Origin of the sequence: Amycolatopsis thailandensis (assembly GCF_002234405.1) — a bacterium.
GTDB lineage: Bacteria > Actinomycetota > Actinomycetes > Mycobacteriales > Pseudonocardiaceae > Amycolatopsis > Amycolatopsis thailandensis.
The window spans coordinates 14956-27725 of sequence record NZ_NMQT01000035.1 but is presented as its reverse complement, the minus strand read 5'-3'; the positions used below and the strand labels follow the sequence as shown (position 1 = coordinate 27725).

Annotated in this window: 9 protein-coding genes; 4 read left to right on the top strand and 5 right to left on the bottom strand. The window is 68.8% G+C overall.

The annotated features are described in order from the left end of the window. Positions 1–15: 15 nt before the first annotated feature. The gene (locus tag CFP71_RS11395) at positions 16–2538 is read right to left on the bottom strand and encodes a LamG-like jellyroll fold domain-containing protein (protein WP_244199635.1); all 2523 of its coding nucleotides are present in this window, start codon (positions 2536–2538) and stop codon (positions 16–18) included. A 410-nt stretch (positions 2539–2948) separates the two neighbouring features. On the opposite strand from CFP71_RS11395, the gene CFP71_RS11390 reads away from it, so the two are divergent. Continuing rightward, the gene (locus CFP71_RS11390; RefSeq protein WP_093933805.1) at positions 2949–4532 is read left to right on the top strand and encodes an FAD-binding oxidoreductase; all 1584 of its coding nucleotides are present in this window, start codon (positions 2949–2951) and stop codon (positions 4530–4532) included. A gap of 21 nt (positions 4533–4553) precedes the next feature. On the opposite strand, the gene CFP71_RS44895 is transcribed toward CFP71_RS11390, so the two are convergent. Then, on the bottom strand, positions 4554–4667 hold the full coding sequence (locus tag CFP71_RS44895; protein WP_244199634.1) for a hypothetical protein: 114 nt from the start codon (positions 4665–4667) through the stop codon (positions 4554–4556). 135 nt (positions 4668–4802) lie between these two features. Between CFP71_RS44895 and CFP71_RS11380 the strand changes: the two genes are divergently transcribed. After that, the gene (locus CFP71_RS11380) at positions 4803–6188 is read left to right on the top strand and encodes a M20 family metallopeptidase (protein WP_167406082.1); all 1386 of its coding nucleotides are present in this window, start codon (positions 4803–4805) and stop codon (positions 6186–6188) included. A 751-nt stretch (positions 6189–6939) separates the two neighbouring features. Here CFP71_RS11380 and CFP71_RS11375 read toward each other — a convergent pair. Both CFP71_RS11375 and CFP71_RS11370 read right to left on the bottom strand, forming a co-directional pair. Further along, a complete protein-coding gene (locus CFP71_RS11375) occupies positions 6940–8178 on the bottom strand; it encodes an HNH endonuclease signature motif containing protein (protein ID WP_093933866.1) in 1239 nt (412 codons plus the stop codon). A 440-nt stretch (positions 8179–8618) separates the two neighbouring features. Continuing rightward, complete coding sequence (locus CFP71_RS11370; RefSeq protein WP_425266612.1) at positions 8619–10043, bottom strand: amidase; 1425 nt, start codon at positions 10041–10043, stop codon at positions 8619–8621. A gap of 147 nt (positions 10044–10190) precedes the next feature. Here CFP71_RS11370 and CFP71_RS44620 point away from each other — a divergent pair, with 147 nt between their 5' ends. Together CFP71_RS44620 and CFP71_RS11360 are read left to right on the top strand one after the other, a co-directional pair. Then, on the top strand, positions 10191–10358 hold the full coding sequence (locus CFP71_RS44620; protein WP_208635930.1) for a hypothetical protein: 168 nt from the start codon (positions 10191–10193) through the stop codon (positions 10356–10358). 225 nt (positions 10359–10583) lie between these two features. Beyond that, positions 10584–11111, top strand: coding sequence for a TetR/AcrR family transcriptional regulator (locus tag CFP71_RS11360; protein WP_244199633.1), 528 nt, complete (start codon positions 10584–10586; stop codon positions 11109–11111). Here CFP71_RS11360 and CFP71_RS11355 read toward each other — a convergent pair. Next, on the bottom strand, positions 11090–12673 hold the full coding sequence (locus tag CFP71_RS11355) for an AMP-binding protein (protein ID WP_093933803.1): 1584 nt from the start codon (positions 12671–12673) through the stop codon (positions 11090–11092). The genes CFP71_RS11360 and CFP71_RS11355 overlap by 22 nt on opposite strands. Positions 12674–12770: the final 97 nt, after the last annotated feature.

Below are 12770 nucleotides of genomic sequence, written 5' to 3'. Positions count from 1 at the left end.
GCCGCGCGTCCTGGATCAGTCGCGCTTCGCCAGCGTCGCGACCTCGGCGTCGGACAGCGGCCGGTCGTAGAACCGGACGTCGTCCACGGCGCCACGCAGGAAGTCGACCTGCTGACCGCCGTACTGGCCGCGGCCGATCACCGTGTGGCCGGTGCTCGGTGCGGCGGAGCAGGCGTTCTGCGAGGCGACCTTCGTGCCGTCGACGTACAGCGACAACGTGCCCGTCTTGGCGTCACGGACGCCGGTCAGGTGGTACCACTTGCCGACCTGCGGCTTCTCCGGCGACAGGGCGCGGAGACCGACGAAACTCATCGCCCACCGCTGGTCCTGTCCGGAGTACTGGAGGAAGAACGCGCTGTCGCGGCCGGTGTCCTGGCTGACGACGGTCTGGAACGCGCCACCGGCCTCGTCCAGCTTCGCCCACGCGGAGACCGAGTAGCTGCCCGCAGTGTTGACGAGGTTCGCCCCGGTGTCGGCTTGCCCGTTGCCCGCGAAGGCCAGCGCGCCGCCCTCGACACCGCCTGCCCACTGCGTGTTGGTCAGCGTGGCGTTCGCGGTGCCGACCGAGTCCGCCGCGCTGGATCCCGTGCCCTCGTCGAACTTGTAGGCGTGCACGCCGGTGATCCCCGGAGTGCCGGGGCCCGGGTCGGGCGCGCCGGAACCGCTGCCGTCGGCGTTGCGGATGATCGCCTGGTTGACGGCGCGCACCTGCGCGAAGTCCATCTTCTTCACCTGCCTGTCGTAGGTGAAGAAGCCGTTGACCTCATGCTCGACGTCGGTGATCTGCGTGTAGATCGAGCCGCTGATGCCGCAGCTCTGAGCCGACGCGAGCACGTCGCGCTGGTTCTGGACGTAGCGGCTGTTCAGGGTCGCCTGGTCCTTCACCATCTCGTAGGCGTGGCCTTCGCCGAACCACATGTGGTCCTTGACCTCGAGGCCGTAGCCGCCGTGCTCGCCGTCGATCGAAATTCGCTTGGCGTCGGGCATCGGCTTCGCGGGACCCGGGTAGGAATGCCAGTCGAGGACGTCACCCTTGCCGGAGTCGCCGAGCGAGTCACAGCAGTTGACGCCGCTGTGCGCGTTGACCAGCCTGGTCGGGTCCTGGGCCTTGACGCTTTCGGCGACCTTCCCGGTCTCCTCGCGCGACCACTCGGCCCAGCCCTCGTTGAACGGCACGTAGCCGACGATCGAGGTCCAGTTCTTCTTCTGCTCCACCAGTTCTTTCAGCTCGGCTTTGAACTGTTGCTGGGCGTCGACGGGCGGGCGGCCACCGGTGCGCATCGACGGCATGTCCTGCCACACGAGCAGACCGAGCTTGTCGGCGTGGTGGTACCAGCGATCGGGTTCGGTCTTGATGTGCTTGCGGACCGTGTTGAAGCCGAGGACCTTGTGCTGTTCGAGGTCGAAGCGCAGTGCCTGGTCGGTCGGCGCGGTGTAGATGCCGTCCGGCCAGTAGCCCTGGTCCAAAGTGGACTGGAGGAAGAGGATCTTGCCGTTGAGGGTGAACCGGAGTTTGCCGTCGGCGCCCTTCGTGGTGCCGTACTCGCGCATGCCGAAGTAGGACGACACCTTGTCGACGGTGCGGCGGCCGTCCTTCAGTTCGACGTCCAGGTCGTACAGGAACGGTGAATCCGGCGACCAGAGCTTCGCCTTGGGCACCGGCAGGGAGATCGTCCCGGCGGCCGACGCCTTGCTGCGGCTGACCACCTTCCTGCCGTCGCGGACCACGGCCTCGACGGTCAGCCCGGAGCTGCCGCCGGTGTCGACGGTGAGCTTGAGCGTGGAGGACTTGAGGTCGGGGACCATGCCGAGCGTGCCGACGTGCTTGGCCGCGACCGGTTCCATCCACACCGTCTGCCAGATGCCCGAGGCGCCTTCGTAGAAGATCCCGCGGTCGGGGACGAGGCGCTGCTTGCCGACGGGCTGCCAGGTCGCGTCTGCGCGGTCCTCGACGCCGACGATGATCTCCTGCTCTCCCTTGGGTTTCAGCGCCGAGGTCACGTCCGCGGAGAACGCGCCGTAGCCACCCTGATGCGCGGCCACCTCCTTGCCGTTGACGTAGACCTTCGCCTTGTAGTCGACGGCGCCGAAGTTGATCCGCAGGGTGTTGTCCCTGCCCACGTTCCAGTTCTTGGGCACGGTGAACGTGCGGCGGTACCACATGTAGTCCTCGTGGCGCTGGATCCCCGAAAGCGCCGATTCGGCGGGGTAGGGGACCAAGATCTTCTCGGCGAGCTTCTCGCCGAACGGCGGGACCTCGCCGGGCGCGGCGCCGGCGAACTCCCAGACCCCGTTGAGGTTCTGCCAGTTCTCGCGCACCAGTTGCGGCCGGGGGTACTCGGGCAGCGCATTGGTCGGCGAGACCTGGTTGGTCCACGGGGTGGTCAGGCGCGGCTTGCCCATCTTCCAGCCGCTCTCCGCGGCCGTCGCGGCGCCCGACGTCAACGCCAGGGCCGAGGCCACCGCGACGGCGGTGGCCAGTGTCTTCCGGAAGCGTTTCGGCTTCCGGGGGCGTGGTGGTGACAACGTTGGCAACATCTGCTCGACACCCTTCTCCGGGGGCGGCCGCCTCGGCGGAGGTGCGCCTCCCGCTGGACTGTGCAGGCGTGAAACCACGACCCCGTGGCGGTGGGAACCGGTGTGAGCCGGGCCACGGCTGGCCGTCAGGACGTTTTTACATCGTTGATACAACGTTGTAAAGCGTCGAAGGCCTCCAATCGGTCCTGGGCGGCAGAGCTGTCCTGTGTGTCAGGGAGCGAGTGCGGCGGGGGCCCAGCTCGGTCGTCCCCGTGACCGAACGGACGACACAGGTGACCCCATGGACGACACGTGTGACTGGATGGACGACACGTGTGTTCGGACGGACGACTCGCGGCGGACCCCGAGCGTTGACACGGCAACTGACTGATAAGTAACTTACTGGCGAGTCAGATCGAAGGGAGGCGACGGTGCCGACCGAAGAGCGGTCCTGGTGGGGCTGGGGCACCACCGACGGCGAACTGTCCAGGGAAGAGTCCGACGCGCTGGTCGCTCGTACCTCGGGCGTCCTGCCCGGTCACGATTTCACCGACCACGCCCCGCCGGAACCGGCGGAGCTCGACGTACCCGCGTCGCGGATCCGCCCGCCCGCGACGCTCGCCGCGTTGTGCAGCGACGAACCCGTCGATCGGCTGTCCCACGCCCGGGGCAAGGCTTTCCGCGACGTCGTCCGCAACCTGCTCGGCCGGCTCGACCACGTCCCGGATCTGGTCGCCCGCCCGCGTACGGAACAGGACGTCGTCGACCTCCTCGACTGGTGCACGGCCTCCGGAACCCCGCTGATTCCCTACGGCGGCGGCAGTTCCGTCGTCGGTGGGATCGAGCCGCGGTTCGACGGGCCGGCCGTGTCGATGGACCTCGCGGGACTCGACGCCGTGCTCGAAGTGGACACGGTCAGCCGCGCGGCCCGGATCCAGGCCGGAATCTTCGGCCCGGCGCTGGAAGACCGTCTTCGTCCGCTGGGCCTGACCCTGCGGCATTTCCCGCAGTCGTTCGCCCATTCCACGCTCGGCGGCTGGCTCGCCACCCGCGCCGGCGGGCATTTCGCCACGCTCGCCACGCATATCGACGATCTCACCGAGTCGCTGCGCGTCGTCACCCCGGCCGGGATCAGCGAATCGCGGCGCCTGCCGGGATCGGGCGCCGGGCCCGCGCCGGACCGGATGTTCCTCGGCTCCGAGGGCAGCCTCGGCGTGATCACCGAAGCCTGGATGCGGCTCCAGGACCGGCCGGTCTGGCAGGTCACCGCGTCGGTCGCGTTCGAACGACAGGAAGACGCGGTCGCCGCCACCCGCGCGATCGCGCAGTCCGGGCTCCATCCGTCGAACTGCCGTCTCCTCGATCCGGCCGAGGCCTTCATCAACGCGGGCGCGAGTGTGGGCGGGGGACTGCTCCTGGTCGCGTTCGAATCCGCCGATCATCCGGTCGACACCTGGCTGGAGCGCGCGCTCGAACTGACCTCGGGGCACGGCGGGGTGGTGAAAGCCAGGCGCAGCAAGGACTCCCCGAACCAGGACAGCGCCTCGACCTGGCGTTCGTCGTTTCTGCGGATGCCGTACCAGCGCGACGCCCTGGCCCGCCGGTCGCTCATCGTGGAGACCTTCGAGACCGCCTGCACCTGGGACGCCTTCGACGAGTTCCACGACGCGATCACCTCGGCGGCGCGCGCCGCGATCGACGAGGTGTGCGGCGGCGCCGGTGTCGTCACCTGCCGCTTCACGCACGTCTACCCGGACGGCCCCGCGCCCTACTACGGGATCTACGCCGCCGGGCGCTGGGGGAGCACGGTCGCGCAGTGGGACGAGATCAAGGCCGCCGTCTCCGAGGCGATCACGGGCCACGGCGGCACGATCACCCATCACCACGCCGTCGGCCGCGACCACCGGCCCTGGTACGACCGCCAGCGGCCCGATCCGTTCGCGGCCGCGCTCGACGCCGCCAAATCCGCCCTCGACCCGGCCGGAATCCTCAATCCCGGGGTGCTGATCCGCTGACCGGCGGCCGGACGAACGAGGTCAGCAGCGTGCCGCGCGGATGCCGGACGAACAGCGGCACCCAGCCTCGAGTTCGGCGATCTGACGGCTGATCGCCGAGGGCGCCACCGTCAACTCCGTCGCCGCTTCGGACACCGAACCGGTGCGGGCGACTTTCGAGGAAGTACGCCAACGCGATCGGCAACAGCAGGTTTGCTGGATGAGAACGCGGGGTGTAAGCAAACCGTCTTACGCTCCTCAGCGACACCGGACGAGCGAATCGGAGACACCGTGGCCATCCCCGCAGAACTGGTCTCGAAAGCCCAGAAGCACGTCGACTCGGGGGCCTTCTTCGCCGAGCTCGCCGAACTCGTCCGCTATCCGACGGTGAGCGATCATCCGAGCGGGCGCGTTGCCATCAAGGCATACCTGGACAAGGTGCTGACCCCCGCGCTGAGCGCGCTCGGCTGTTCCGTGACGACGTATCCCAACCCCGACCCGAACGGCGGCCCGTTCCTGATCGGCACCCGGATCGAATCCCCGGGGCTGCCGACGCTCCTGTGTTACGGCCACGCCGACGTCGTCGATGGGCACGAGGGCCAGTGGAGCGAAGACCGGGATCCGTGGACGCTGACCGCCGACGGTGAGCGCTGGTACGGCCGCGGCTCCGCGGACAACAAGGGACAGCACCTGATCAACCTGACAGCGCTCCGGCTGCTCCTCGCCGAAACCGGATCGCTCGGGTTCAACCTCAAGTTCCTGTTCGAGACCGGGGAGGAGATCGGCTCGCCCGGCCTCGACGAGTTCGTCGCGGCGCGCCGGGAAGAGCTGAGCGCAGACGTCCTCATCGCCTCCGACGGCCCGCGCCTGGACGCGGCGACGCCGACGCTGTTCCTCGGCGCGCGGGGCAGCGTCCGGATCGCCCTCGACGTCGATCTCCGGCCCGACGCGTACCACTCCGGGAACTGGGGTGGCGTCCTGCGCAATCCCGCCACCACGCTCGCCGGGGCGATCGCCTGTCTCGTCGACGGGCACGGCCGCGTCCAGGTGCCGGAACTCCTCCCGCCCGAACTCCCGGGCAGTGTCCGCGCGGCACTCGCCGACCTCGAAATCGGGAACACGCCGGGAGATCCGGTGCTGGACGAGGGCTGGGGCGACACCGGGCTGACCGCGGCCGAGCGCCTGTACGGCTGGAACACCCTCGAAGTCCTGTCACTCGGCGCGGCCGACATCGACCGGCCGGTCAACGCCATCCCCGGCCGGGCCCGCGCGATGCTGCAACTGCGTTACGTGGCGGGCACCGACGTCGACGGAGTGGGCGAGGCCATCACGAAACACCTTGCCGCGCAGGGGTTTCCGATGGTCGGCGTCACCGCCGAAGCCAGCTTCGTCGCCAGCCGTACTCCGGTCGACGACCCCTGGGTGGACTGGGCGAAAGGCGTCCTCGGCGAGGTGTCCGATAGCCCGGTGGCGATCCTGCCGAGCTTCGGAGGCGGCCTGCCGAACCACGTGTTCACCGACGTCCTCGGTCTGCCGACGTTGTGGCTGCCGCATTCCTACCCCGGCTGCCTGCAACACGCGCCCGACGAGCACCTGTCGGCCCCGATCGCCCGGGAGGGTGTCGTGCTCGCTGCGGCGCTGTTCCACGCCCTCGGCAGGCGTGGCGAGGAAGCGTGACGAGCGATCGGACGCCGTCGTCGACGCGGCGCGCCATCGCCGCGGCCAGCATCGGCAACGCGCTCGAATGGTTCGACCTCGGCGTGTACGCGCCTGATGGCGGCCCACATCGGTAAGATCTTCTTTCCCGGCGGGAACGCCGCCGTCCAGCTCGTCCGGGCATCCGCGGTCTTCGGGACTAGGTTCCTCGTGCGCCCGCTCGGCGGTCTCGTGCTCGGCGCCTACGCCGACCGCCTCGCTCACCACCGATGCGATGACGTCGTGGGGTTGCTGGATCCCGTTCGTCTTCGGGTTGCCGGTCGGCCCAGTCGGCTGCTACATCCGGCGTCACGTCGACGAACCCGCCGCCGAAACCGTTGCCACGCGACCGGATTCACCGAAGACGACGCCCGTCCGACGCTGTTCCGCTTCCAGTGGAGCGGTCTGCTGATCGCCGGGGGAGCGCTGGTCATTCGTCGCCCTGATGATCACCCGCCGCCATCCTGACCGTGGTGACGCCGATCGTGAGGCTGTTGACCGACCGACCGGCCGGCACGGCCGGATCCGGATCATGATCGCGGCCACCGGTTCGCCGGTTTCGCCCGGCTACTGCCTTATGGCGACCGCGTCGCTGAGTGTTGTCGCGCTGGTCGCGGCGAACCGGCGTCGCGGGATTCGCTGAAGCCGGAAACAGCTGCGTTTCGGGTTTCCGCCTGTGCCTCGGGCAGGCCGAGGGGCCCGTCGCCGGTGGTGGTGGCGGGCTCCCTCGGGTTCAGCGGCGTGGCTTCTGTAGTGGGTCGAGGTATTGGGGTGGAACGAACTCAGGCCTGCCGTCGGTGGCGAGGTGGACTGTCCAGCCGGATTGGCCGTGGATGACCATATGGTGATAGCGACACAGCAGACACAGATTGCCGAGGTCGGTGTCACCGAGTTCACCCCACGGAAGAATATGGTGGGCCTCGCAGTGCTTGGGCTTGCGATGACAACCGGGGAAAGCGCACCCGTGGTCACGAAGGTTCAAAGCCCGGCGTTGCGCGGGGGTGACAGTGCGGGCCGCCCGGCCGATATCGAGGGGTTCACTTTCCGACCCGAGCACGGCGGGGATGATCTTCGCGTCGCAGGCCAGCATCCGGACGTGCCGGGCGGTGATCCGGGTGACCTCGTCCACGCACGCCATCCCCAGCCCTGAGGTCAGTGTCTCCAGGGGGATCGTGACCACGATCGTGGTCCGGTCCCCAGACAGGGTCGGAGCCTTGTCGTTGGTCATCGCGTAGTGGATCGCGTCGAACAACGCGTCACCGTGGCGCTCGCCGGGGGTGCGGGGATCGCGGTTACCGTCCTCGTCGACCGGTCTTCGCTGCCCCCAGGTCTCGAACAAGGCGTTCACCCGAGCACCGAACTCCGGATCCAGCAGCCCATGGAGCCGCCACCAGCCATCCTCACGTTCACGCACATGCACCTCACGTGAGGGCGGCGGCAGATCGTCGTCTTTCGGCTCGTTCCCATCAGGATCGAGATGAGCCAGCAGCTCCGCGCCGATCCTGCCGATCTCGTGCGGACCGGCGTGGCGGGCCAGATTCACCAGGATCCGCTCCGCGCCCGACCGGTCCTCCTCTGACACATCCGCCGGGATCTTCTTCAGGAGCGCGAGGATCGGATCCAGCTGCTGATGCCCGAGGTCGCCCTCGGCCGCGGCGGCACCGGCGATGGGGGCGAAGGCGGGTGCGGGGGTGCCGTCCAGATTCAGGCCCTCGTTCAGCGCCACGGCTCGGGCTACGGTCGCACCGGCTTCTTTCGGGCTGATCCGGGCGGTTTCGGCGAACCAGCCCGCGGTCGAGCCGTGCCCGAACAGTTCCATCGGGCCCCGGGATTCGATCTCCACCAGGAACTGCCCGACCTCGGCCAGCGCCTGCCGCGCCAGCGACAACCGCTCGACCACACCGTGCGCGAGCTCCCGCGCACCGGCACGCCACAACTCCCGCGGCGGCTCGAGGATTCGCTGACTGGACACCCTGCAAGAATACCGGAAATCGAACACATGTGCGAATGTGAAAAGTGTTTCGACTTTAGTGTCAGGGCCGTGTGAGTCCGAGCGGCCACGTGGGGTATTGGTGGCGTAAGTATGCGTTCGAATGGTTCCGCGCGTGCTCGTGAGTGGTAGGGAGGGTTGTTGGGCCGAAATGTGAGGTAGCGATGCTTCATCGCTCGTGCCCCTGCTGGTTCCGGGTGTCGCGAAAGCCACTTTCGGGACATCAGGCGTCCCGAAAGTGGCTTTCGCGACGTTGGGTCCTGCCAGGGTGCATCGTCCCTGTCCATGTGCTTCGGCGTCGGCTGTCTCGGGACTCCGCTCACCCGCCCGACGCGACAATGGGTCCCTCAAAACGGGTTCCAGCTGAAAAATTGTCCTTTGTGGACGGTCGAGATCGCGATCAGTCACCGTGGTCGTCGCGATCAGGGAAGCTCAGGTCGACCTTCGCCGTACCGCGTCGCCTGCTCGAACATGTGGGCCGCGCGAAGCAGGTTCAGTTCACCTCGGTGCGGGCCGATGATCTGCAATCCCACCGGACTGCCATCGGCGGTGAAGCCCGCGGGGACGGAGATCGCCGGGCATCGGGTGGCCGAAATGGCGGAGGACGACCGCATCCAGTCGATGTAGTCGCGCATTTCGTGCCCGGCGACGGTTTCCGGGTATTCCCACTCGACAGGGAAGGGCGGCACCTGACTGACCGGAGCGAGCAGCAGATCGTATTTCGAAAAGAACTCCCGCGTCGAAGCGACGAGCCGGGTCTGGAGGAGATTGGCCGTCGCCACCCGTTGCCCACCGAGTGTGCCACCGTACGCGATTTCGTCGGCGAGGGTCTTCTTGATCCGACCGGGATGGGCCTCGGCCAGCGCGCCGAGGTTCAGGTGGAAGATCCGGGCTCGCAGGGTCCGGAAGACCTCGTCCGCGTTCGTGAGGTCGGGCGTGGCCTCTTCGACCTCGCAGCCGAGGTCGCCGAACACCTTCACCGCCGGTTCGAGGACCTGACTGACGGCGGGGTCGACCGGGAGCCCGCCGAGGTCGGGGGACCAGGCCACCCGCAGCCCGGTGAGGTCGGTGTCCAACGGTTCCGCGAACGGTTCGGACGGCTCCCGGAGGCTGAACGGGCTGTGGGGGTCGTAGCCGGCGATCACCGACAGCAGGAGCGCGACGTCCCCTACGGTGCGGGCCATCGGGCCGTGCACGGCGAGCCACGAGGCCGGGAGGCCGTCGGGTCCGCAGGGCACCCGGCCGGGGGACGGCCGCAACCCGACCACGTTGCAGAACGACGCGGGATTGCGCAACGAACCGCCCATGTCGTTGCCGTCGGCGAGCGGATGCAGCCCGGCGGCCAGTGCCGCGGCCGCCCCGCCGCTGCTGCCACCGGCGGACAGCGAAGGCCGGTACGGATTGCGAGTCGCCCCGAAGACCGGGTTCATCGTGTGCGAACCCGCGCCGAACTCGGGGATGTTCGTTTTCCCGAGCGTGATCACCCCCGCGGCGCGCATTCGTTCCACGATGGGCGAATGCGCGGTCGGGACGTTGTCCGCGAGCAGCGGTGAACCATAGGTGGTGCGCACGCCGGCGACGTCGTGATTGTCCTTGTGGGCAACCGGGATCCCGTGCAGTGGCCCGACTTCCTCGCCGTGGGCCAGCCGTTCGTCGGCCTCGGCGGCGTCGGCGAGGGCCTGGTCCGCGGTCAGCGTGACTATCGCGTTGATCCCGGGATTGACCCGTTCGACGCGGTCGAGATGGGCTGTCACCACTTCCCGCGCGCTGACTTCACAGGTGCGTAGCCGCTTCGCCAGCTCCCTCGCGGGGAGGTGGCAGAGTTCGTCTTCGATCACGTCCTCCAACCAACTTGTGGGAATGGTCGAATTCTCGGCTGCGGTGACCAGGTTCGACAAGATCCGCTCGATCGCCGCGTCATCGGTGCGCTGGAGGTGGATGGCCGGGCGTCCTGACGGCGGATCGCCGAGGTGCTCGACGCTCCAGAACCTACCGTGGCCAGGCGCGGGGCCCGGCTGCTGGAGAACGGGATCGTCACCGTGATCGCGGTGACGCCGCACGGGGTGCCGATGCTGGTGCGGGCCAAAGCCGCGCCGGTCTCGCCAGGACCGCCGGTACCGCGCTGGCGCGGCGCCCGGAGACGAGCTTTTGCTACCTGGTGACCGGGCAGGCGGAAGTGCGGTGCTCGCGGGAGCGTCTCGCGGTCTACGTTTCGGAGGATCTCGCCGCCACTTCCGGGCTGCACGAGGCCACCGCCGATCCGATCACCAAGTACTACCGGACCGTGCACGAGTGGCAGCCCGTGATCCTGACCCCGGAGCAATCGGCCCCGACGGCGCGCGGACGCGATCCGCAACCAGGAGGCGATCGTCGAGGCAGCCACCGAAGTGCTGGCCGAGCAGGGCACCGCGGTGGACGTCCGCGAGATCGCCCGCCGTAGTGGCGTGGGCATGGGCACCCTCTACCGGCACTTCCCGAAAAAGGAAGATCTCATCCGGACGGTCCTGCGTCAGGACTTCTCGAGGTGGGCGGAATCCGCGCGCCGGGCGGCGATCGGTGCCGAGGATCCCTGGGCGGCGCTCACCGACTTCTACGAGCAGGCTCTGACCGGCTACGCGCGCCACCGGGTGATCGTCGAGAACTTCGCGCTGACCTGGTCGGACCCCGATCTGGAGGGTATCCGGCAGCTCCGGCTCGTCATCGAAGAACTGCGCGCCGGCGCCGAGGATCTCCTACGGGCCGGTGTGACCACCGAAGACCTGCTGCTCCTGCTGGTCTCATTGGGCCACGCCGTGCAGCTCACCGACGGGGGTCACCCGCTTATGTGGAACCGGCTGCTGCGCATCTCCCTCGACGGCCTGCGCGCCGACCACGGCGAACCGCTTCCCGGCGCTCACAGTTCACGCAGCAAGTAGCGCTGAAGCTTCCCGCTCGCGTTGCGTGGCAACGCCTCGATGAACCGGACGCGGCGCGGATACTTGTACGGCGCGGCAGTCGCTTTCGCGTGATCCTGGAGCGCCTGCGCGAACCGCGGGCCTTCTTCGACGCCGGGACGCGGCACGACGAACGCCGTCACGATCGAACCGCGGTCCGGGTCTGGCGTGCCGATCACGGCGCATTCCTCCACGTCCGGATGGGCGAGCAGGACTTCTTCGACCTCGGGGGCGGCGATGTTGTAGCCCGACGAGATGATCATGTCGTCGCTGCGCGCGACGAACCGGAAGTAGCCGTCCGCGTCCCGGACGTAGGTGTCGCCGGTGATGTTCCAGCCGTCGCGGACGTAGTCCCGCTGGCGCGGGTCTTCGAGGTACCGGCAGCCCGTGGGGCCTCGCACCGCGAGGAAACCGGGCGTTCCGTCGGGGACGGGCGAGCCGTCGATGTCGAGGACGGCGGCCCGGTAGCCGGGGACGACCTTCCCGGTCGCGCCCGGACGCGCGTCGTCGTCGGCGGCGGAGATGAACACGTGCAGCATTTCGGTGCTGCCGAGCCCGTCGATGAGCGGCCGTCCGACGACCTCCCGGTACCGCTCGGCCACGGGAGCGGGGAGCGACTCGCCCGCCGAGATCGCGCGGCGTACCCCGGCGAGGAGCCCTCCGTGGCCGGAGTTCAAGATCGCCCGGTACGCGGTCGGGGCGGTGAAGAGGACCGTGACGCCCTTGTCGGCGACGACGGCGGCGAGTTCCGCCGGAGTCGCGCGTTCGACCAGAAGCGTCGCCGCACCCGCTCGCAGGGGGAAGATCAGCAGCCCGCCGAGGCCGAAGGTGAAAGCGAGCGGTGGCGTGCCGCAGAAGAGATCGTCCGCGGCCGGTCGCACGACATGCCGGGAGAACGTGTCGGCGATCGCGAGCAGATCGCGGTGGAAGTGCATCGTCGCCTTGGGGGATCCCGTCGTGCCGGAGGTGAAGGCGAGCAGGGCGACGTCATCGGCCGCTGTCGGGACGTCGGCGAACGTCGCCGGATGCCGTTCCGCCCGGGCGGCGAGATCCGTTCCGTAGGACACGACGGGCAGATCCGGCGGGAGTTCGTCCAGGAGGCGTTCGTCGCAGACGGCGATCGCGGGCTTCGCGCGACCGGCGATCTTGTCCAGTTCGGCCCGCCGCAGCATCGGCATGGTCGTGACGGCCACCGCGCCCGCCTTGAGGACGGCCAGCCACACCGCCGCGAGCCACGGGGTGTTGGTGCCCCGCAACAGAACCCGGTCGCCGGGGACGACACCGAAATCGGTGACCAGGACATGCGCGACCCGGTTGGCGCGGGCCAGGACTTCGCCGTAGGTCCACGTTTCGGCGGGCGAAGACAGACAGGGCCTGTCCGGGCCCAGTCGCTCGACGGTCTCGTCGAGCAGCGTGGTCGCGGCGTTCAGCCTGTCGGGATACCGCAGTTCCGGGAGGTCGAACACGAGCTGTGGCCACTGGTCGGCGGGCGGCAGCCGGTCGCGGCAGAACGGGTCGACGTGCGCGCTGGGAGAAAGGCTCATCGTCGCCGCTCCTCGATCCGGCCGGGCCCCCTCTCGCGAAGGTAGCACTTGTTACGACCGTCGAGAAGGCGCTATGTCCTGTCCGTGACGACAGTGC